Annotated in this window: 20 protein-coding genes and 1 tRNA gene; 9 read left to right on the top strand and 12 right to left on the bottom strand. The window is 72.8% G+C overall.

Features of this window, described 5'->3' with window-relative positions:
- Nucleotides 1–502: 502 nt before the first annotated feature.
- The 4 genes from ACWD1U_RS07105 to ACWD1U_RS07090 all read right to left on the bottom strand — a co-directional run bounded on the left by ACWD1U_RS07105 (nucleotide 503) and on the right by ACWD1U_RS07090 (nucleotide 2,177).
- A tRNA-Ser gene (locus ACWD1U_RS07105) sits at nucleotides 503–587 on the bottom strand.
- Nucleotides 588–643: 56 nt separating this feature from the next.
- On the bottom strand, nucleotides 644–1,075 hold the full coding sequence (gene tadA, locus ACWD1U_RS07100) for a tRNA adenosine(34) deaminase TadA (protein WP_451105182.1): 432 nt from the start codon (nucleotides 1,073–1,075) through the stop codon (nucleotides 644–646).
- Nucleotides 1,076–1,131: 56 nt separating this feature from the next.
- A complete protein-coding gene (locus tag ACWD1U_RS07095) occupies nucleotides 1,132–1,668 on the bottom strand; it encodes a tRNA adenosine deaminase-associated protein (protein WP_451105773.1) in 537 nt (178 codons plus the stop codon).
- 275 nt (nucleotides 1,669–1,943) lie between these two features.
- On the bottom strand, nucleotides 1,944–2,177 hold the full coding sequence (locus ACWD1U_RS07090) for a hypothetical protein (RefSeq protein ID WP_451105180.1): 234 nt from the start codon (nucleotides 2,175–2,177) through the stop codon (nucleotides 1,944–1,946).
- A gap of 130 nt (nucleotides 2,178–2,307) precedes the next feature.
- On the opposite strand from ACWD1U_RS07090, the gene upp reads away from it, so the two are divergent.
- Complete coding sequence (upp, locus tag ACWD1U_RS07085) at nucleotides 2,308–2,943, top strand: uracil phosphoribosyltransferase (protein WP_451105179.1); 636 nt, start codon at nucleotides 2,308–2,310, stop codon at nucleotides 2,941–2,943.
- A gap of 15 nt (nucleotides 2,944–2,958) precedes the next feature.
- On the opposite strand, the gene ACWD1U_RS07080 is transcribed toward upp, so the two are convergent.
- The 6 genes from ACWD1U_RS07080 to ACWD1U_RS07055 all read right to left on the bottom strand — a co-directional run bounded on the left by ACWD1U_RS07080 (nucleotide 2,959) and on the right by ACWD1U_RS07055 (nucleotide 6,743).
- Nucleotides 2,959–3,576: a LytR C-terminal domain-containing protein gene (locus ACWD1U_RS07080; RefSeq protein ID WP_451105771.1), complete on the bottom strand. Its 618-nt coding sequence runs from the start codon at nucleotides 3,574–3,576 to the stop codon at nucleotides 2,959–2,961.
- A 122-nt stretch (nucleotides 3,577–3,698) separates the two neighbouring features.
- Entirely contained in the window at nucleotides 3,699–3,995 is a 297-nt protein-coding gene (locus ACWD1U_RS07075; RefSeq protein ID WP_004943146.1) for a type II toxin-antitoxin system VapB family antitoxin, read from the bottom strand.
- Between the two features lie 324 nt (nucleotides 3,996–4,319).
- The gene (locus ACWD1U_RS07070) at nucleotides 4,320–4,451 is read right to left on the bottom strand and encodes a hypothetical protein (protein ID WP_451105178.1); all 132 of its coding nucleotides are present in this window, start codon (nucleotides 4,449–4,451) and stop codon (nucleotides 4,320–4,322) included.
- A gap of 54 nt (nucleotides 4,452–4,505) precedes the next feature.
- Entirely contained in the window at nucleotides 4,506–4,844 is a 339-nt protein-coding gene (locus tag ACWD1U_RS07065) for a hypothetical protein (protein WP_451105176.1), read from the bottom strand.
- A gap of 525 nt (nucleotides 4,845–5,369) precedes the next feature.
- A complete protein-coding gene (locus ACWD1U_RS07060; RefSeq protein ID WP_451105174.1) occupies nucleotides 5,370–5,963 on the bottom strand; it encodes an HhH-GPD-type base excision DNA repair protein in 594 nt (197 codons plus the stop codon).
- Nucleotides 5,964–6,020: 57 nt separating this feature from the next.
- Complete coding sequence (locus ACWD1U_RS07055) at nucleotides 6,021–6,743, bottom strand: siderophore-interacting protein (RefSeq protein ID WP_451105173.1); 723 nt, start codon at nucleotides 6,741–6,743, stop codon at nucleotides 6,021–6,023.
- 78 nt (nucleotides 6,744–6,821) lie between these two features.
- Between ACWD1U_RS07055 and ACWD1U_RS07050 the strand changes: the two genes are divergently transcribed.
- The 4 genes from ACWD1U_RS07050 to ACWD1U_RS07035 all read left to right on the top strand — a co-directional run bounded on the left by ACWD1U_RS07050 (nucleotide 6,822) and on the right by ACWD1U_RS07035 (nucleotide 12,035).
- Nucleotides 6,822–8,924 (top strand): penicillin acylase family protein, encoded by a 2,103-nt coding sequence (locus ACWD1U_RS07050; RefSeq protein ID WP_451105171.1) that lies wholly within the window; start codon nucleotides 6,822–6,824, stop codon nucleotides 8,922–8,924.
- A complete protein-coding gene (locus tag ACWD1U_RS07045; RefSeq protein WP_451105169.1) occupies nucleotides 8,917–9,525 on the top strand; it encodes a GNAT family N-acetyltransferase in 609 nt (202 codons plus the stop codon). The genes ACWD1U_RS07050 and ACWD1U_RS07045 overlap by 8 nt, the downstream gene beginning before the upstream one ends.
- Entirely contained in the window at nucleotides 9,522–10,001 is a 480-nt protein-coding gene (locus ACWD1U_RS07040) for a cupin domain-containing protein (protein ID WP_451105168.1), read from the top strand. The genes ACWD1U_RS07045 and ACWD1U_RS07040 overlap by 4 nt, the downstream gene beginning before the upstream one ends.
- 141 nt (nucleotides 10,002–10,142) lie before the next feature.
- Nucleotides 10,143–12,035: a copper resistance protein CopC gene (locus tag ACWD1U_RS07035; protein ID WP_451105769.1), complete on the top strand. Its 1,893-nt coding sequence runs from the start codon at nucleotides 10,143–10,145 to the stop codon at nucleotides 12,033–12,035.
- On the opposite strand, the gene ACWD1U_RS07030 is transcribed toward ACWD1U_RS07035, so the two are convergent.
- On the bottom strand, nucleotides 11,935–12,906 hold the full coding sequence (locus tag ACWD1U_RS07030) for a DUF72 domain-containing protein (RefSeq protein WP_451105167.1): 972 nt from the start codon (nucleotides 12,904–12,906) through the stop codon (nucleotides 11,935–11,937). The two genes, ACWD1U_RS07035 and ACWD1U_RS07030, sit on opposite strands and share 101 nt — an antisense overlap.
- 148 nt (nucleotides 12,907–13,054) lie before the next feature.
- Between ACWD1U_RS07030 and ACWD1U_RS07025 the strand changes: the two genes are divergently transcribed.
- From ACWD1U_RS07025 to ACWD1U_RS07015, 3 genes are read left to right on the top strand one after another with little or no spacing between them, the layout of a single operon-like run.
- The gene (locus ACWD1U_RS07025; protein WP_451105165.1) at nucleotides 13,055–15,724 is read left to right on the top strand and encodes a SpoIIE family protein phosphatase; all 2,670 of its coding nucleotides are present in this window, start codon (nucleotides 13,055–13,057) and stop codon (nucleotides 15,722–15,724) included.
- A gap of 13 nt (nucleotides 15,725–15,737) precedes the next feature.
- A complete protein-coding gene (locus tag ACWD1U_RS07020) occupies nucleotides 15,738–16,181 on the top strand; it encodes a DUF4383 domain-containing protein (RefSeq protein WP_451105163.1) in 444 nt (147 codons plus the stop codon).
- A gap of 17 nt (nucleotides 16,182–16,198) precedes the next feature.
- Nucleotides 16,199–16,666: an MSMEG_6728 family protein gene (locus ACWD1U_RS07015; protein ID WP_451105162.1), complete on the top strand. Its 468-nt coding sequence runs from the start codon at nucleotides 16,199–16,201 to the stop codon at nucleotides 16,664–16,666.
- Nucleotides 16,667–17,160: 494 nt separating this feature from the next.
- Here the strand turns inward: ACWD1U_RS07015 and ACWD1U_RS07010 are convergent, their stop codons facing one another.
- Nucleotides 17,161–17,382, bottom strand: a complete 222-nt coding sequence (locus ACWD1U_RS07010; RefSeq protein WP_451105160.1) for a hypothetical protein — start codon at nucleotides 17,380–17,382, stop codon at nucleotides 17,161–17,163.
- 705 nt (nucleotides 17,383–18,087) lie between these two features.
- On the opposite strand from ACWD1U_RS07010, the gene ACWD1U_RS07005 reads away from it, so the two are divergent.
- Entirely contained in the window at nucleotides 18,088–19,311 is a 1,224-nt protein-coding gene (locus ACWD1U_RS07005; protein ID WP_451105159.1) for an ice-binding family protein, read from the top strand.
- The last annotated feature ends 160 nt before the right edge of the window (nucleotides 19,312–19,471 follow it).

Genomic DNA, 19,471 nt, shown 5'->3' with positions numbered 1-19,471 from the left:
GGCAGGGTTGGGCTGCTTACGCAGCCCTCTCGTTAGGAGGGCCTGAGCTGAGGCAGCGGGTTACTCACCGTCGTTCCACCAGTCGCGCCAAGCGCGCCACAGGTTGATCGCGAATGAGCCCGCGGCCCAGTTCGGGCCCTTCTTCTCCTTCGCCGGCTCTGCGTCCCGAGTCGGTTCCGGCTTGTCCCCCTTCGTCGTCTCGGTCTCCCGAGCCGGCTCGGAGGAGGGATGTCCGTCCTTCTTGCCTTCCAAAGTCACCTCCAGATCGAAGCCCGTCTGTGGGCATTGGACGTGATCTGAGGGACTGGTTGGCGTGACCTACGGCCACCCGAGTGGCAGCCTATGGGGCCCGTTGGCCGGAGGGGGCCAGGTTCGCCAAACAGGGACGAGGGACAACTTGGACAGGTAACTTGCCGTCCCCCGATGCCGCCAACTGAGACGAGAACTGAGACGGAAGCCGAAGAGGCGCCCGGTTCAATGAACCGGGCGCCTCTTCTACCTGCGGTAGCGGAGGGATTTGAACCCTCGGTGACTTGCGCCACACTCGCTTTCGAGGCGAGCTCCTTCGGCCGCTCGGACACGCTACCGAGGGAGACCTTACAGCAAGGTGCAGGGTGCTTCGAAATCGGTATCCGGCGACCGTTCAGCGACCGCGGAAGAACTCGGTGAGCAGCAGGGCGCACTCGTCGGCGAGCACGCCCTCGATCACCTCGGGCCGGTGGTTGAGCCGCCGGTCGCGGACGAGATCCCACAGCGAGCCGGCCGCGCCGGCCTTCTCGTCGCGGGCGCCGTAGACGAGCCGGTCGACGCGGGACTGCTGGATCGCGCCCGCGCACATCGTGCAGGGCTCCAGCGTCACCACGAGGGTGCAGCCGGCGAGCCGCCACCGCCCGAGGGCGGCCGCGGCCCGCCGGACGGCGAGGACCTCCGCGTGCGCGGTCGGGTCGCCGCCGGCCTCGCGTTCGTTGTGCCCGGCCGCGAGCACGGTCGTGCCGTCCGGCGCCAGGACGACGGCGCCGACCGGGACGTCCCCGCCCCGGACGGCCTCGGCGGCCTCGTCCAGGGCGAGTCGCATCGCGGGTCGCCAGGGGTCCCGTACGGGGTCCGGCGGTCCTGGTGTGGCGCGAGCGGTCAGCGGACGGTCTCCAGGGTCTCCGAGGCGCCCAGCGACTCGGCGATCTCGGTGACGGCGTCCGTCGCCATCGCGCGCAGTTCCTTCTCGCTCACGCCGAGGTCGTCGAGGATCTGGGCGTCGCCGACCGGGCCGTGCGGCACGGCGTCGACGGACCGGGCGGCCGCGTCACCGTCGTCCGCCTCCTCGTCGTCGGACTCACCGTCCTCGGTGCCGTCGAGATCGAGGGCGTCCAGGTCGTCCCCGTCGTCCGGATCCCGGCCCAGCAGCTCGTCGGTGAGCAGGATCTCGCCGTAGCTGCTGCGGGCAGCGGCGGCGGCGTCCGAGACGTAGATGCGAGGGTCCTCCTCGCCGTCCACGCGGACGACGCCGAACCAGGCGTCCTCCTGCTCGATCAGCACGAGCACCGTGTCCTCGTCGGGGGAGGCTTCACGGGCCAGGTCGGCCAGATCCGACAGGGTTTCCACATCGTCGAGCTCTGTGTCGCTCGCTTCCCACCCGTCTTCGGTGCGCGCGAGCAGTGCGGCGAAGTACACCGTGACTCTCCCACTGGTCATAGGCGTGCCGGTTGGGGATCCCCCCGGCGGAGGTTGCGGGCGGGGAGTGCTCGTCCGAGCCCCACCCACTCGGAATCGTGGCAGAAACAAGGCGTTCAGGGGACGTCTTCGGCTCCCTGTGTCCGGCAGTTCTGTTCGCACGCTCGTTGCCGCCACCTGCGGATCGTACGCGGCTTTCCGCCGCTCCACGCGCGGCCACCTCGACAACTTCCGCGCGGTTCGTGATCTTCTCCGGCGGTTTCCTCACCCGTTTCCTACCAGCGGAACGTGCGCATGCGCATCGCGTGGCGCAGCCGGGCCGTCTTGGCGCGGCGCGGCTGGACGCGGTCGCGCAGTTGCCGGGCCTCGGCCAGGTCGCGCAGGAACCGGGCGCGGCGCCTGCGGCGCTCGGCCTCCGACTCCTCCGTCCGGTCCGTCCGGTCGATGTACGGATCCGTCCCGGGCCATGCGCGCGGCGACGGATCGTCTCGGTAATCCCGGTCGTGCATCAGCTCACCACCCCTGTCCGTCCCTCCCACTTTCCCCCGGACGGCCGGTTTGACGCCAGGGAACGGGGGCCGCCGGTGGTCGGCCTGCCGACGGCGGCCGGGCTCATCCGGCCCGGTTAATGTTGTGGACATGCGTCTCCACGTCGTCGACCACCCTCTGGTCGCCCACAAACTCACCACGCTGCGCGACCAGCGCACCGACTCCGCGACCTTCCGCCGTCTCGCCGACGAGCTGGTCACCCTGCTCGCCTACGAGGCCACGCGCGACGTGCGCACCGAACAGGTCGACATCCAGACGCCGGTCGCGCGGACCACGGGCGTCAAGCTGTCCCACCCGCGCCCCCTGGTGGTGCCGATCCTGCGGGCCGGGCTCGGCATGCTGGACGGCATGGTGCGGCTGCTGCCGACCGCCGAGGTGGGCTTCCTCGGCATGATCCGCAACGAGGAGACACTGGAGGCCTCCACGTACGCGACGCGCATGCCCGAAGACCTGTCGGGGCGTCAGGTGTACGTGCTGGACCCGATGCTCGCCACCGGCGGCACGCTGGTCGCGGCGATCCAGGAGCTGATCCGGCGCGGCGCCGACGACGTGACGGCCGTGGTGCTGCTGGCCGCGCCGGAGGGCGTCGAGATCATGGAGCGTGAACTGGCTGGCACCCCGGTGACGGTCGTGACCGCCTCGGTCGACGAGCACCTGAACGAGCACGGCTACATCGTCCCGGGCCTCGGAGACGCGGGGGACCGGATGTACGGGGCGGCCGAGTAGGCCGAACGGGCCTGCTCAGCAGTCCTTCTTCGACGTCGGCGCCGGCTCGGGCCTGGCCAGCTCGGTCAGCGCCCGGTCGGCGTCCGTCCTCTTCGCCAGTTCCGTGAAGCCGTCGCCGATGACGAGGTCGACGGCACCACCCTTGCGGGTCGCCTCGGTACGCCGTTCGGCGCCCGGGAGCTGGGTGCCGAGCACCGGCAGCGAGGTGTCCAGGGCGGCGGCCGGGCCGAGCAGTACGCCGGTCCCCTTGACCTTCTTGTCGTACTCCGTGGGCGCGTTGCCCACGTCGCCGATCTTGAAGCCGCGCTTCTTCAGCTCGTCGGCGGTCTTCTTCGCCAGGCCCCCGCGGGTGGTGGCGTTGAGCACGTTGACCGTGATCGTGCGCGGCTCGGGCAGGGGTTTGGCGCTGGGCGACGGGCTCGCCTTGGTGGCGGGCACGCAGTCCGTCCCGCTGCCGGCCGCCGAAGCCTTCTTGTTGCCGCCGGTGAAGACGTCGATGAGCTGCAGGGTGCCCCAGCCGCTCACCCCGAGCACCACGACGGAGGCGACGCCCAGAGCGACGAGCCTGCCGCGCCGCCGGGGCCGGCGCATCCGGGGGTACTTGTTGCCCGTGATGCGGTACTTGCCGCCCATGCCTCGGGGAGTCAGCATGCTCATGAGCGCAGCGTAGTGCGCCCGGGACGACGGTGCCTACTAGATGATCATTCGACGTCGCCGAGCGGAACCCGAAAGGGTCAACCCGTGACCGGCGGGGGTCAGTCGAGCTCGAGCACGCGCGCGTGCAGCACCTGACGCTGCTGGAGCGCCGCCCGCACCGCGCGGTGCAGGCCGTCCTCCAGGTACAGATCGCCCTGCCACTTCACGACGTGCGCGAAGAGGTCCCCGTAGAAGGTCGAGTCCTCGGCGAGGAGGGTCTCGAGGTCGAGCTGCTGTTTCGTCGTCACGAGCTGATCGAGGCGGACCGGGCGCGGCGCGACGTCCGCCCACTGCCGGGTGCTTTCCCGGCCGTGGTCGGGGTACGGCCGGCCGTTTCCGATGCGCTTGAAGATCACACGGAAAGCCTACCGGTCAAGACCTTCCGGGCGCAGCTATGGCGGCGTAGTGCGACGCCGAAAAAAACCCCGCAAGGCGGTACGAACCGGGAACAGCGGCGGGAATATGCCAGACCGTGAGACCATGCCCGCGGCTCCCGCCCAAGAGGGTCCCCGCGCGCCGCCGCTCTCCCGACGCTCGTCGCAGTTCGGGACGGCTCGGCGTTCAGGCGGCGGAGGCGACAGGACCTGTCGTTCGGATCACGCCGCGACGAGATGCCGGCGGTTCCGTGCGACCGGATCCGAACGACAGGCCCTCGGCCGGTGGCCACCGCCGCGGGTGAGTCAGCCGCGGTCCCGTTCCTTCGGTGGTTGCGGCGGCTTCCGCGTGTCCGCCTTCGAGGCGGGCTTGGGGGTGTTGCGGACGGCCTCCGCGCGCAGGAGGGCGCGCAGAACCGCGTACGGGTCTTGAAGCATGGCTGTCGTTCCTTCTGGTGCGGTGCGGGACTGATGGACCGGTGGCGGGTCCGCTCAGCAACGCAGAACCTCGGAACGCGGGGGGCGCGGGTCGGGCGGTGGGTCCCGCCGCACGGGTACGGGGCTCCGGGTGGTGTGTGCGGGGCCGGGGCCAGGGGGCGGCGCGGGGCGCGGGGCGACCGCGGTGCGCCGGGAGCCCCGGGGCGACGGGCGCGGGGCGGTGTCGAGGAGGTCGCACACGACGGTGGTGCTCTCCCCGGAGACGGTGGCAGGCGGCCCGGTGTGGGCCTCGGCGTGTGCGCCCGGCACGAGCAGGGCGAGCAGCAGGACGAGCACCCGCAGCCAGGCGGGCCGGCGCGGGACGCGGGGGACCGGCTGCGGTGCGGGGTTCACGGGAGGTCATTCCCCGCCGGGCGCGGGCCGTTCATCCCGACCGCTCGGGGAGCCGCTCGCTCGGCGTACGGCGGCTCCCGGGGTGCGGGGCCCCGAGGACTTCGACGGCTCCGGCTGATGGCCTTCCGGGGGCCGGCTCGTGGTGTGCGGTGTCCGCGGTGCGCAAGAGGCCGGGCCGTGCGGGTCGTGGGGCCAGGCGTCCTGCGGGCCGGGTGGTGCGGTGCGGCCGGGCCGTTCGCGGGGGCCCGGGCCCTCGGGGGCCTGCGGGTCGTGCGGCCAGTGGTCGGGAGGAACGGGTGGGGTGTGACCGTGCCGTTCGTGGGAGTGGGGACCGTCCGGGCCCGGGCCCTGGGGGACGGGAGGTTCCAGGCCCTGGGGTGCGCGGTCGTGGTCGGTCTCGGGCTCCGGGTCCCAGGGGGAGCCGCTGGGTGGCTCGGTCATGGTCCATGCTTGGACCGGGCCGCAGGGTTCCGCCATCCGGGGCGGGCCAAGGGGCTGACGGCTGCCTGCGGGCCGGCGCGGCGGCTACGTGCCCGCGGCCTTCGCCGCCTTGGCCGCGGCCTTCGTCTCCTGCTTGTGCGCCCGCACCTTCGCCAGCGATTCGGGCCCGGTGATGTCGGCGACGGAACGGAAGGACTTCTCCTCGCCGTAGGAGCCCGCCGCCTCCCGCCAGCCCGTGGGCCGCACCCCGAGCTGCTTGCCGAGCAGGGCGAGGAAGATCTGGGCCTTCTGCTTGCCGAAGCCGGGCAGTTCCGCCAGCCGCTTCAGCAGCTCCTTGCCGGTGCCGACGTCCTTCCAGACGGCCTCGGCGTCACCGTCGTAGTGCTCGACGAGGTACTGGCACAGCTGCTGGATCCGCTTGGCCATGGAGCCCGGGTAGCGGTGAACGGCCGGCTTCCGGGAGAGCAGCGCGGCGAAGGCCTCCGGCGCGTGTGCGGCGATCTCGTGCGCGTCCAGGTCGTCGGTGCCGAGGCGCTGGGCGATCGTCGCCGGACCCTTGAACGCCCACTCCATCGGAACCTGCTGATCCAGCAGCATCCCGACCAGCGCGGCGAGTGGACTGCGGCCGAGCAGCGCGTCTGCCTCGGGGTCCTGGGCGAGGTGAAGAGTGACGTCCATGCCCCGATCATCTCCCGGTGCGGGCCCGGCCGCGTCCGGAGCCGGGGCCGCCGGTGCTCAGGTCGCCCGCCAGTAGCCCAGGGCGTGCACCCGCTGCCTGGGCAGGCCCAGTTCCCTGCGGACGTACGCCGCGAGCGTCCGGGTCGTCGCCGTGTCGCAGGCGATCCAGACGTACGGGTCGGAGGTGCCCTGGAGCAGGCCGGGCAGGTCCGACCTGACGCGGTCGACGAGGTGGGCGCCGCCGTCCCGGCGCGGCACCTCGCGCAGCTCGTGCCGGTCCGGGTCCGTGCGGAACGGCAGGCCGTCCGCGCCGCCCTCGAACCAGACGGTGGCCGGGGCGGATCCCAGCGCGTCCAGGAGGGAGTTGATGGCCGGCAGGGAGGCCGGGTCGCCGACGGCGAAGACGTGCGAGGGCGCGGGGCCCGGGTGCTCGAAGCCGGTGCCCTGGACGGTCGCCTCGATGGTGTCGCCCGGCTTCGCCGCCCGGGCCCAGTCGCTCGCGCACCCCTCGTGCAGGGCGAACTCCAGACCGAAGGTGCCGGCCGCCGGGTCCGGATCGACCAGGGTGTAGGCCCGCTGGTGCGGCCTGCCCGCGTTGTCGAACCAGAGCCGGACCCACATGGTGGGGTGCACGCCGGTCGCGGCCAGCAGACCGCCGTCGGTGAAGCGCAGCCGCCGGTAGTCCGGGGTGACGTCCTCCGCGGCCGTCACGGTGAACTCGAAATCCTTCGCGCGCAGCAGTTTGAGGACCGCGCCCTCCCAACCCCGCCCCTGCCCCATCGCGTCCTCATCCTTCGCGTACGATTTCGCCCCGATCGACTTAGGCAAGGCTAACCTAAAGCAAAGAAGGGGCACAGCGTGGCCGCCGAGATCTACCGTGACGTCTGGGGCGTTCCGCATCTGCGTGCGGGCAGCGCGGCCGAACTCGCCTACACGCAGGGCCTCGTCACCGCCCGCGACCGGGCCTGGCAGCTGGAGGTCGAGCGCCACCGGGCGCAGGGCACCTCGGCGTCCTTCCTCGGCGAGAGCGCCCTGGCCTGGGACCGGTTCGCGAGACGCGCCAGACTCGACGACACGGCGAGACGGTGCTTCGCGGAGCTGGAGGGACGGGACCCCGAGACGGCGGACTGGGTGCGGGCCTACGTCGACGGGGTCGACGCGGGACTACCGGAGGGGGCCGAAGCGGCCCCCGAGTTCGCCCGCACCGGTCTCGCCCCCGGCCGCTGGCAGCCCTGGACCCCGCTCGGAGTCTGGCTCGCCACCCACATCCTCTTCGCCGGGTTCCCGGCGAAGCTCTGGCGCGAGCGGGTCGTCGCCCATCTCGGCGCGGACGCCGTCGGTCTGTTCGCCACCGACGGCCCCGGCACCTCAGGCAGCAACGGCTGGCTGGTGAGCGGGGAGCGGACCGTCACCGGGCAGGCCGTGATCGCCGGCGACCCGCACCGCTGGATCGAGGATCCCGGCGTCTACCAGCAGATCCACCTGTCCTGCCGGGAGTTCGACGTCGTGGGCCTGGCCGTCCCCGGGGTCCCGGGCATCGCCCACTTCGGGCACACCGGCACGGTCGCCTGGGCCATCACCAACGCCATGGCCGACTACCAGGACCTGTACCGGGAGCGGTTGCGGCGCACGGGCGCCGGTGTGGAGGCGCTCGGCCCGGACGGGGTCTGGCGGCGGGCGGCCCGGCACACGGAGGTCGTCGAGGTCGCGGGCGGGCAGCCGGCCGAGGTCGAGGTGATCGAGACCAGCCGCGGGCCCGTGATCATCGGTGGCCCCGAGGGTCTCGACGGTGACCCGGCCGACCCGGCCGACCCCTCCGGCGTGCCCGTGGCGGTCAGCCTGCGCTACCCGCCCCGCGTGACCGGCGACCTCGGCTTCGGCGCCCTGCTGCCGCTGCTGCGTGCCCGCCGGGTCGCCGATGTGGACCGTGCCTTCGACCACTGGGCCGAGCCGGTCAACGTCGTCCAGGCCGCCGACACCGAGGGCGGTGTCCTGCACCGCGTGGCCGGGCGGGTGCCGCTGCGCTCCGAGGCCAACCGCCTGCGCCTGGTGCCCGCATGGGAACCCGGCCACGACTGGCACGGCTGGCACGAGTCACCCCGCGCCGGGCTCACCGACGGCGTCGCCGTCATGGCCAACCAGCGCGGCCCGGCCGAACCCCTCGGCGTCGAGTTCGCCCCGCCCCACCGCCACGACCGCATCGCCGCGCTGCTGGCCGGCAAGGAGCGCTGGTCCGCCGCCGACATGCCCGCCGTCCACACGGACACCCACCTCGCCTCCGCGAGCGCCCTCCTGGACCACCTCCGCTCCCTGGACGGCCTCACCCCCGGGGCCGCCGCCCTCAGGGCCCGCCTCCTCGCCTGGAACCGCCGCATGGACGCGGACAGCGCGGACGCGGCCCTGTACGCGGCGGTGCGCGGAGCGGTCGTACGGCGGCTGGCGGGGCACCCGGCGTTCACCGCGCTCGCCACCCCACCGGCGTACCCGGAGGTGTTCCGGCCCTGGCTCGCCCTCCTCCCGCGCGTCGGCTTCGCCCTCGAACACCTGCTGACCGCCGAGGAGCTGTACGGCGTCGACCGCCCGGCGGCCGTCCGCGCGGCGATCGAGGAGGTGGCCGTACGCCCACCGGCCGGTGTCTGGGGCGACACCCACCGGCTCGCCCCCTGGCGGGCGCTGGAGCCGGAGAAGCCGTACGGCGAACCGGGGTTGTCCGGCGACCACGACTGCGTGCTGTGCACCTCGGGCGTGCCGGGCCTCACCGACCTGGCGGCCCGGGGCCCGGCCGCCCGCTACGTCTGGGACCTGGCCCGGCGCGAGGACAGCCGCTGGGTGGTCCCGCTCGGCGCCTCGGGCGTCCCCGGCTCGCCCCACCACCGCGACCAGCTCCCCCTGTGGCTCGCGGGAGACCTCGTCCCGGTCGTCACCGACTGGGACCGGCTGAAGAAGGAGACCGATGTCTGACCCGTACGCCTCCCGCACCGCCGTCCACGAGCAGGTGACCGGCGGCTTCGGCACCGTCCGCGTCCTGCCGCTGGATGCGGAGGCCGACGCCGGCGTGATCCACCGCTGGGTGAGCGAGGACCGGGCCGCCTTCTGGGGCATGACCGGCCTCACCGAACAGCAGGTGGCCGGGATCTACGCCCACATGGAGACGCTCACCACGCACCACGCCTTCCTCGTCGTCCGGGACGGCGAGCCGGTCGCGCTCCTGCAGACCTACGAGCCCGACGCCGACCGCCTCGGCGAGTGCTACGAGGTCCGCCCCGGCGACATCGGCCTCCACCTGCTGCTCGCGCCCGCCGGGCCCGGCGGCGGGCAGTCCGGCTGGACGGCCCGGCTGGTGGCCGTCATCGCCGAGTACGTCCTGCTGGGCCTGGGCCGAAGGCGGGTCGTCGTCGACCCGGACGTGCGCAACGAGAAGGCCGTCGCCCGTTTCCGCCGGCTGGGTTTCACGCCGGGACCGGTGGTCGTCCTGCCGGAGATCGACCTCCCGGACGTGTACCTGCCGGAGAAGAAGGCCCAGCTCGCCTTCCTGGACCGGGAGATACCCTTCCCCGGGTGACGCCCGACGACCTCATCGCGCACTACGGCCTGGAGCCGATCCCCAGCGAGGGCGGCCTGTTCCGCCAGACCTGGGCCGGCCGCGAGCGCCCCGACGGCAGTCCGGAGGGCACGGCGATCATCGCGCTCCTCACCGCGGACGACTTCTCCGCCCTCCACCGCCTGCCCACGGACGAGATCTGGCACTTCTACCTCGGCGACCCGCTGGAGCTCCTCCTGCTCGCCCCGGACGCAAGCGTGCGGACGGCGGTCCTGGGCCCGGACGTCCTGCACGGCCAGCACGTGCAGTTCACGGTCCCGGCAGGCACCTGGATGGGCGGCAGGGTGAGCGAGGGCGGCTCCTGGACCCTGTTCGGCTGCACCATGGCCCCGGGTTTCACGGTCGAGGGGTACGAACACGGAGACGCGACGGACCTGACGGCCCGCTATCCGGCAGCGGCGGGCAAGATCGCAGGGCTGTCCCGGCCCGTCCCGTGACGCGGGGACCTCCCCGATGAGCGCCGCACCGATCCCGTCCGTACCTAACCGGAAGCCGTAAGCCCGACCTCGGAGAACCACGTGGACCAACGGCGGAACGAGGAGCGCTGTGCCGGACACGCCCGGCGAGCCCGAGCCCTGGTGCTGCTCGGCACCGTGCTGGTGCTGCTTCTCTTCGGCGCGACGCCCGCCTCGGCCCACGCCGCTCTCCGCGGCACCGACCCCGACGACGGCTCCGTCGTCCGGCAGGCCCCCCGCCACGTGACCCTGACCTTCACCGAGTCCGTCGGCCTGCTCGACGACTCCTTCCGGGTCTTCGGCCCCGACCAGCGCCGCGTCCGCACCGGCGAGGCCACGCACGCCGACGGCCGCTCCGACACGGCCCGGGTCGGACTGCCCGGCACGCTCGCCCAGGGCACGTACACGGTGGCCTGGCGGGTCGTGTCGGCCGACAGCCACCCGGTCTCCGGTGCCTTCACCTTCTCCGTCGGGAAACGTTCCGCGACCACGGCCCAGGTCGACACCGGCCTGGACGAGGACCCCGTCACACGCGGGCTCCACGACGCCGCCCGCTACCTCGCCTACCTCGCCGCCGCGCTGCTCGTCGGCACCGTGGCGTTCGCGCTGCTGTGCCGGCCCGTGAACACGGCTGCCCTGCGCAAGCCGCTGGTGGGCGCCTGGTGGACACTGCTCGGCTCCACGGCCGTCCTGCTCCTGCTGCGCGCCCCGTACGAGGCGGGCACCGGCCCGGCGACGGCCTTCGACGCCGATGCCCTCGGCCGCACCGCGACCAGCCGCCCGGGCCTGGCCCTGCTCGCCAGGCTGGGCGTCCTCCTGCTCACCGCGGCCTTCCTGATGTGGCTGTCCAGGCGCCGTGACCGCCGGGAGCCCCTCGTGCTCGTGGTGGGCACTGTCCTGGCCGTGGGCCTGGCCCTGACCTGGGCGGCGGCCGAGCACGCCTCCGCCGGGATCCAGGTGCCGCCGGCGATGACGTCGTCCGTGCTGCATCTGCTGGCGACGGGCGTCTGGCTCGGCGGCCTGGTGGCGCTGCTGCTGACCCTGCGCCGCGCGTCGGACGAGGAGCTGACGGAGGTCGTGCCCCGCTTCTCCCGGATCGCCTTCGCCTCGGTGACCGTCCTGGCCGTCACCGGCCTCTACCAGTCCTGGCGCGGCCTCGGTTCCCTGTCCGCGCTGACCGGGACGCCGTACGGCCGTCTGCTGCTCGCCAAACTGGTCGCGGTGAGCGCGCTGCTGCTGATGGCCGGGTACTCCCGCCGCTGGACGGCGCGGTTCGCGGCACCGGCGGCCGCCACGGCCCGGGAAGCCGTATCCGAACGGGTCCCGCAGCCGGTCGGCGCACCGGCGGGCCCCGGGAACCCCGGGGAGCTCGAGGAACGGGAGTCGCCTGCCGAACCGGAGACGTCCAGCCGAGCGGAAGTGCCCGGCGGACCAGAGCTGCCCGGCGGACCAGAGCTGCCCGGCGGACCGGAGATGCCCGGCGGACCGGCGGGCGAGGCGTCCGCGACCGGCGACCCGGACGCGCGGCGTCGGGGTCTGCGCCGGTCCGTCCTCGCCGAGGTCGCCGTCGCCGCCGTGGTGTTGCTGATCACGACCGTGCTCACCGGGACACTGCCCGGCCGCGCCGAGGCGGAGGCGGCGCAGCAGGCCCCGGCGGGCGCGCTGCCGCCCACCACCCAGGCCACCGTTCCCTTCGACACGGGCTTGGACTCCGTGACCGGCCGCGGCACGGTGCAGGTCACCCTGGACCCGGCCCGCGTCGGCGAGAACGGCGTGCAGGCCGTGGTCTACGGCGCCGACACGGGCCTGGTCGTGGTCCCCGAGGTCCGCATCACCTTCACCCTCCCCTCCCGCGAGGTCGGCCCGATCGACGCCGAGCTCACCGACCGGGGCGGCTACTGGGGCACCAACGCCGTCAACCTGCCGCTCCCCGGGAACTGGACGATGAAGACGACCGTGCGGGTGTCGGACGTGGACCAGGTGACGGTGGAGAAGCGGGTGCGGATCGTGCCCTAGGCAGCTTCGGCGCCGCTGTCGGCCCGGCGCCGTCGAGCAGCCCGGTCATGGTCTCGGCGGCCCGTACGGCGGCGTCGCCGCAGCAGTTGTTGAACAGGACGTGGACCTGCTCGGCCCGTTCGGCCAGCCGGCGGACGCGGGGCACCCACTCGGCGAGTTCGTCCTCGCCGTACGCGTACCGGAACCGGTCCTCCTTGCTGCCGGTGCCCCAGGCGGTGCTGCGGCCGTGGAACCGGACGACGGACAGCCGGGGAGAGGTCACGGGTGTCACGGGCGGGACGGAGGAGGGCAGCGTCTGCGTCATGTCGACGGCGGCCGCCGCCATGCCGTGCCGTGCGAGCAGCGCGCATGTGTCGTCGGCGCGGTCCGGCTCCCACCACGAGGGGTGCCGGAACTCCACGGCGACGGGCCATCCCTCCGTCCGCTCGGCGCACTCCCGGAGGAACACCTCCGCCCGCTGCCCGGGCCGGAACCACGGCGGGAACTGGAACAGCACGCTCCCGAGCCGTCCGGCCCGCCGCAGCGGCTCGATGCCGGCGGCGAACCGGGCCCACACCTCGTCGAGCACCGCCGGGTCCCGGTGATCGGCCTGCAGCCCGCCCGGCATCACCGCCTCCCGGGTGGGATGCCCGGTCAGCAGCGAGAACGCCTTCACGTCGAACACGAACCCGTCCGGTGTCCGCTCGGACCACAGCCGGCTGTTCCGCTCGCTCGGCAGCGCGTAGTACGAGGCGTCGACCTCGACGACCGGGAACCGCTCGGCGTAGTGCCGTAACCGCCCCTCGGCGTCCCGCCGCCCCGCCGGATACCAGCCGCTTGCGACGAGGGCCCGGTCGGTCCAGGAGCACGTGCCCACGAGGATCTCACCCATGGCGGAGCGGTTACCCGGGCCGGGCGGCGGCAGGCCCCGCTTCTCGGCAGGGGCGGCACGGTGAGACGATAACTAATCGGGGTAAGCAGGTCATAACCGCACATATCCGGGGATATGGCCGCCCCCCGCGAGAGCGAGATGACCCATCATGGAGCAGCCCGTCACCGTCGGCCGGGCCGACCGGTCGTCGCCCGGACCAGGACCCGAAGCGCTGGACGCCCTCGTCGGCGAAGCCCTCACCGCCCGCGTCACCCTCGACGAACACGGCGCGGTGACCGGCTGGAACGCGGGCGCCGAACGGCTCCTCGGGTATCCGGCCGAGCGGATGACCGGCCGCCGCGCCGCGGACCTGCTGGCCGAGCCGATCCCGGTGCGCGGCGGCATGCCGGCCCTGTCCTCGCTGCCGCGCTGGAACGGAGACGTCGCGCTCCGGCACCGCGACGGCCGGAAACTGACGGTCAGGATCCTCGCCCACCACCGGCCGCCCGGCACCGACGCCCCCGCCTGGCTGATCGTCTCCCCCCTCGCCGGCAGCCGGCCCCGGACCGGCCTCGACGAATCGCTCGTGAGCTGGAGCTTCGCCCAGTCCCCGTGCTGCGCCATGGCGATCTACGACACCCGGCTCCGGCTGCGGCGGGCCAACGCCGACATGGAGCGGACCACGCACCTCACCGAGGAGGAGATGCGGGGGCTGCGCGTGTGCGAGATCGTCGACGACGACGCCGCTGAGCGGGCCGAACGCAGCATGGCCCGGGTGCTCAGGACCGGCGAGCCGGAGTACGAGGAGAACTACCCGCGCGTCCAGGGTGAGGACCATGAGCACGCCTGGTCGGTCTGCATGTCCGCGCTGCGCGACCAGGAGGGCACCGTCCGGGGCGTCTGCCTCGCCGCGCACGACATGACGGAGCAGTTCTGGGCCCGCAAGCGGCTCCAGCTGATCGCCGAGGCCGGCCGGCGCATCGGCAGCACGCTCGACGTGACGCGCACCGCCCAGGAGCTGGCGGACGTGACCGTCCCCGCCCTGGCCGACTTCGTCAGCGTCGATCTGCTGGCCGCGCTGGACGACGTACCCGAACCGCCCGTGCGGGCCGTTCCGGCGGTCGGGCCGCTGCTGCTGCGGCGGGCCGCGCTGCGGTCCGTGATTCCGGGTGCCCCGGAGGCGGTCGTGGCGGCCGGCGGCGTGGACGCCTATCCGGAGGGCTCGGCGCCGTACGAGAGCCTGCGCACGGGACGGCCCGCGCTGTACGAGGCGGCCGAACCGGTGTTCACCGCGTGGCTCGCCCGCGACCCGGCCCGCTCGGCCCGGTTCCGGGCGTTCGGCGTCCACTCGGTGATGAGCGTGCCGCTGGCCGCCCGCGGCGCCACCCTGGGCGTCGCCTTCTTCGTCCGCCACCGCAACGCCGAGACCTTCCGGCACGACGATCTGGTCCTGGCCGGGGAACTGACGGCCAGAGCGGCGGTCAGCATCGACAACGCCCGCCGCTACACGCGCGAGCGGGCCACCGCGGTCACGCTCCAGCGCAGCCTGCTGCCGCGGCGGCTGCCCCGGCAGGCAGCGGTCGAGGTCGCGACCCGCTACCTCCCGGCCGGCGCGCACGCCGGCGTCGGCGGGGACTGGTTCGACGTCATCCCGCTCTCGGGGGCGCGGGTGGCCCTGGTCGTCGGCGACGTGGTCGGCCACGGGCTGCACGCTTCCGCGACCATGGGGCGGCTGCGTACGGCGGTTCGCACCCTGGCCGACATCGACCTGCCGTGCGACGAGCTGCTGACGCACCTGAACGACCTGGTGGCGCGGCTGAACACGGAGGATGAGGACGGGTGGGACCGGGGAGGCCGGGCCGGAGTCACGGGGGCCGGAGAGGCAGTCGGGGCGCGGGAGACCACCGGGACCGCAGAGGCCGGGAGCCGCGCGGAGCCTCCCGCGAGCGCGGAGCCACACCCGGAGCCCGCATACCCGGAGCCCGCAGGCCAGGACACGCAACCGCCCGCATACGCCGATCCCCTGGAACCTAGGCAACCGCCCCCCTACGCGGAAACCTCGGGCGACGTCGGCGCCACCTGCCTCTACGCCGTGTACGACCCCGTCTCCCGGCGCTGCTGCTTCGCCGGGGCCGGGCATCCCCTGCCGGCCGTGGTGAGCCCCGACGGCACCGTCGACCTGGTCGGCCTCACGGCCGCTCCCCCGCTCGGTGTGGGCGGGCTGCCGTACGAGGCCACCGAGGTCGAACTCGCCGAGGGCAGCCTGCTCGCCCTCTACACCAACGGCCTGATCGAGACCCGCGACCACGACCTCGACGTCGGGGTCACCCGGCTGCGGGAGGCTCTCGCCCGCCCGGCGCCCTCATTGGAGGTGCTGTGCGACACGGTGCTCACCGAGCTGCTGCCGCAGCGCCCGGCGGACGACGTGGCCCTGCTCCTCGCCCGCACCCGTGCGCTCGACGCGAACCAGGTCGCCACCTGGGCGGTGCCGGCCGACCCGTCCGCCGTCGCGCGAACCCGCAAGGACGTGGTGGCGCAACTGGAGCGGTGGGGCCTGACCGACGCCGTGTTCGTCACGGAACTGGTCGTCAGCGAACTCGTCACCAACGCCATCCGGCACGCCGAGCCGCCGGTCCAGCTCCGCCTGATCCACGACACGAGCCTGATCTGCGAGGTCTCCGACGGCAGCAGCACCGCGCCCCACATGCGACGCGCCCGCACCTACGACGAGGGCGGCCGCGGCCTGCTCCTGGTCGCCCAGCTGACCGAGCGCTGGGGCACCCGCCAGAGCGTCACGGGCAAGACCATCTGGGCGGAACAGCCCTTGCATCCCCAGTGAGGAGCCACCAGCCATGACCACGCACCCCTCCCACCGGGCCGCCCGTGCCCCCGTCCGGCAGGCCGCCCAACTGGTCGGCCTCGTCTTCCTCCTCGTCGGTGTACTGGGCTTCATCCCCGGCATCACCACCGACTACGGCTCGATGGAGTTCGCCTCCCACGAGTCGGGCGCCGAACTCCTGGGCGTGTTCCAGATCTCGATCCTGCACAATCTGGTGCACCTGGCCTTCGGTCTAGCCGGTCTGGCCCTGGCCCGCACGGCCGCCGGGGCGTACTCGTACCTGCTGGCCGGCGGTGCCGTCTACCTCGTGCTGTGGATCTACGGCCTGTTCGTCGGTCACGACAGCGACGCCAACTTCATCCCCCTCAACACCGCGGACGACTGGCTGCACTTCGTCCTGGGCATCGCCATGATCGGCCTGGCCCTCGTCCTCGGCCGGCGCTCCGGCGCTCGGTAGGGATCACCGACGACGGCATGCAGACCTTCCTGCCCTACGCGGACTTCAGGAAATCGGCCCTGGCCCTCGACCGCCGCCGGCTGGGCAAGCAGCGGGTGGAGGCGCTGCAGGTGCTGCGCGGCCTGGTCGTCCCGGGATACGCGTGGCGCCGCCACCCGGCGGTGAAGATGTGGCTCGGCTACGAGGAGGCGCTGGTCCGCTACGGCCTGGAGATCTGCCGGGTCTGGCGCGAACAGGGTCACCAGGACACCTGCGCCGCCACCCTAGTGGCCGACCTCGCCGCGATCCGCCCGCACGCCCCGATCCGCGACCAGTCCCTATTGGCCGCCGAGGGTGAACTCCCGCCCTGGCTCGGCGACAGCTCCTTCCACCGCAGCCACCGCTCGGCCCTGGTCCGCAAGGACCCGACGACCTACGCGGACCTCTTCCCCGGAGTCCCGGACGACCTGCCGTACGTCTGGCCGGCGTCGGACCGTCAGCCGTAGGCGCGTCCCTCTCGTCGACTGCGGCTGATCCGCCTCACCACGGGCGGCAACGCCTACGACCGACCGGCCGCGATCGGCGAACCGGACCCGGGGCGCCGGGGGGAGGGCACGCTGGAATTCGTGGGCCTGGGCCCGCCCAGGGCAAGACCCAACCGAAGAACTGCGTGATCCCCAGCGACACGCCGTGAGGGACCACGACATGACGAAGGCCCCGACGGGCTGTCGAAGCCACCGTCCTCGTGGAGCTAAGCCGCCCTGGTCCCCGCCGCGCGCCTGCCCGGGACGGGCTCCTGGGAGTCCTCGGGCAGGAAGACCTCGTCCTCCCCGAAGTCCGGGGCTTGGAAGGGGTTCGTCGCCGGGGGCGGCGATGCTGCGGCGGAACGGCGGGGTTGCCCTTCCGGAGCGGAGAACAGCGAAGTCGGTTCGATGGGAAGTCTCTCTTTCGTTGCAGGTCCCTGACGGGGCCTGGCGTGCCGTGACCGGGCACAGCGGTCCTACAGCTTGGTCATCTTGCTGTACGGGCTCAGGATCCGCATCTGCGCCGAGCCGAAATCCACGAGTGCCGCGATTCCGTCCTCGATGCCGATCACGCGGCCGAGACCGTACATGTCATGTGTGACCTGGTCGCCCACGGCGAAGTGCTTGGGAGCCGGTGCGACGGGGGCCTTGAAGGGGCTGGTAGGCAAATGACGCTTGGGTGCAGCAGGCTTAGTCATCGACCCCAGTATGCGCCTATGGCTCTCCCGTTCCCATAGGCTATGCGTTTTGCCTGGTCAGGAAGGTCTCGGAGGGTGGCGCGGGCGAGGGGCGGCCACGGGCGGACCCGGATGGCCGGCCACCGGTGTCATCGGACGGAGCGGTGAGGGAGCGCTGGGACCAGCGCACGGCCCATGGATCGCTCGCCTCAGGACTGCCTCGTCGAGGGGTGCGAAGGCCGGCCGGCGGCGGGTGGGCGTCCGCGCGTCGGGCCCTCGCGCGGTGACGGTACCGAGGTGCAGCCGACACCTGGCAGCCGGCAGGCCCGGGGCGCGCCGGAGCCGCCTTCCGGTGACTGCGGCCGGGTGCCTTCAAGATGACGGAATTCTCGTCCGCCGGGATCGACGCCGGCGGTGCGGATGCCGTCGCGAAGGCATGCGCCCGCGTGCCCGGGGATGCCCGTCCGGTCGGCCTGGGCGGCGCCTGTAAATTGCGGCAGCCCGGTTCGCCACCGGGATGATTGCCGTCGTCGGCTCCGCTCATTCGAATTAAAGCTATTTTCGTAGCGCTGTGCGCCGTTCGAATGATCGGAATATTCTCCGGTCTTGTCCAAGCCGGTTACAAGGGTATTTCTGCGTAATGTGCGGCGGCAGTAACAGCAACAAGGCTTCCCGGGTGATCGGTAGGGCCCGGTACGCCATGGCCCCTCAGGAAATGGCCTTTCGATGAAGCTGAAGATCCCTCAGGTATTCCACCGTCGCACTCTGTCCGGCTTGCTGGCCTCGGCTCTTGCCGCCATCGTCGCCGCCGTGATGGTTGCCCTGATGCCGACGCAGGCTGTGGCCATCGCTACGCCCGTACCCTTGGGCACGGCCGCGGATTTCTCCGTTCTCGCAGGCCAGGGAGTCACCAACACCGGCCCCACGGTGATCGGCCAGGACCTCGGCACGCACCCGAACGCGTCCATCACCGGATTCCCGCCCGGCATCGTGCTCGGCTCCGTCCACGCTGCGGACGCTGTCGCCCTTCAGGCCAAGTCCGACCTGGTCACGGCGTACAACAACGCGGCCGGCCAGGCCACGGACTTCGCACTCCCGGCGGCCATCGGCGGTGTCCCGGGCCAGACGCTGCTTCCGGGCGTCCACACCGCTGTCTCCGGCGTCGGGCTCACCGGCGACCTGATCCTGGACGCCCAGGGAGACCCGAACGCCGTCTGGGTGTTCCAGATCCCTGAAGCCCTGACGACGGCATCCTCCAGCCGGGTGCTCCTTGCGAACGGTGCTTCGCCGTGCAACGTGTTCTGGCAGGTCGGGAGTTCTGCCACCCTCGGCACCAACTCCACCTTCGTGGGCACCATCATGGCTCTGACGTCGATCAGCGCCACCACGGGGGCGAGCATCCAGGGCCGGGCGCTGGCTCGTGAGGGCGCCGTGACGCTCGACACCAACAACATCTTCCTCAGCGGGTGCGCGACGTCCACTACCGGCGGCACCACCACGGGTGGCACCGCGACGGGTGGCACCGCGACGGGTGGTACCGCGACGGGTGGTACCGCGACGGGTGGTACCGCGACGGGTGGTACCGCGACGGGTGGTACCGCGACGGGTGGTACCACGGGCGAGCCCACCGGCGGCACGTCCGGGGACACCGGGAACACCTCGGGCATCACGTCCGGGAACACCTCGGGCATCACATCCGGGAACACCTCGGGCAACACCGCGGGGAACACGGCGGGCATCACGTCCGGGAACACCTCGGGCATCACGTCCGGGAACACCTCGGGCAACACCGCGGGGAACACCACCGGCGGGCACGACCATGAGCCGGGCCGCCCGGATCACGGTGGTAAGCCCGGAAAGCCGGACCACGGTGGCAAGCCCGGTAAGCCGAACCACGGCAAGCATTCCGACGAGCACTACGGCTACGACAAGGTGCCCAAGGGCTACTAGGACGACCACTCCGAGAGCCACGAGGGCTAGGCAGCCCACCGCGGCCAGCCCGCTCACCGGATGACAGCGCGCGGCGGTATCTCCTCGAGTCCGCCGCGCGCCGTCAGCGCTAGTCGGTGGAAAACGCCGGGCGCGAGCAGCTGACAAGAGAAAGACGGGA

This window comes from Streptomyces sp. NPDC002788, from assembly GCF_053592115.1.
The sequence above is the reverse complement of the archived record's forward strand: the minus strand, read 5'-3'. Positions and strand labels throughout refer to the sequence as shown.

What these genes read in the sequence shown, in the direction of transcription:
- ACWD1U_RS07020 (WP_451105163.1), top strand. Translation starts at nt 15,738, where the DNA reads ATGACCACGCACCCCTCCCACCGGGCCGCCCGTGCCCCCGTCCGGCAG.
- ACWD1U_RS07030 (WP_451105167.1), bottom strand. Translation starts at nt 12,906, where the DNA reads ATGGGTGAGATCCTCGTGGGCACGTGCTCCTGGACCGACCGGGCCCTC.
- upp (WP_451105179.1), top strand. Translation starts at nt 2,308, where the DNA reads ATGCGTCTCCACGTCGTCGACCACCCTCTGGTCGCCCACAAACTCACC.
- ACWD1U_RS07005 (WP_451105159.1), top strand. Translation starts at nt 18,088, where the DNA reads ATGAAGCTGAAGATCCCTCAGGTATTCCACCGTCGCACTCTGTCCGGC.
- ACWD1U_RS07015 (WP_451105162.1), top strand. Translation starts at nt 16,199, where the DNA reads ATGCAGACCTTCCTGCCCTACGCGGACTTCAGGAAATCGGCCCTGGCC.
- ACWD1U_RS07010 (WP_451105160.1), bottom strand. Translation starts at nt 17,382, where the DNA reads ATGACTAAGCCTGCTGCACCCAAGCGTCATTTGCCTACCAGCCCCTTC.
- tadA (WP_451105182.1), bottom strand. Translation starts at nt 1,075, where the DNA reads ATGCGACTCGCCCTGGACGAGGCCGCCGAGGCCGTCCGGGGCGGGGAC.
- ACWD1U_RS07090 (WP_451105180.1), bottom strand. Translation starts at nt 2,177, where the DNA reads ATGCACGACCGGGATTACCGAGACGATCCGTCGCCGCGCGCATGGCCC.
- ACWD1U_RS07045 (WP_451105169.1), top strand. Translation starts at nt 8,917, where the DNA reads ATGTCTGACCCGTACGCCTCCCGCACCGCCGTCCACGAGCAGGTGACC.
- ACWD1U_RS07055 (WP_451105173.1), bottom strand. Translation starts at nt 6,743, where the DNA reads ATGGGGCAGGGGCGGGGTTGGGAGGGCGCGGTCCTCAAACTGCTGCGC.
- ACWD1U_RS07060 (WP_451105174.1), bottom strand. Translation starts at nt 5,963, where the DNA reads ATGGACGTCACTCTTCACCTCGCCCAGGACCCCGAGGCAGACGCGCTG.
- ACWD1U_RS07025 (WP_451105165.1), top strand. Translation starts at nt 13,055, where the DNA reads ATGGAGCAGCCCGTCACCGTCGGCCGGGCCGACCGGTCGTCGCCCGGA.
- ACWD1U_RS07080 (WP_451105771.1), bottom strand. Translation starts at nt 3,576, where the DNA reads ATGGGCGGCAAGTACCGCATCACGGGCAACAAGTACCCCCGGATGCGC.
- ACWD1U_RS07070 (WP_451105178.1), bottom strand. Translation starts at nt 4,451, where the DNA reads ATGCTTCAAGACCCGTACGCGGTTCTGCGCGCCCTCCTGCGCGCGGAG.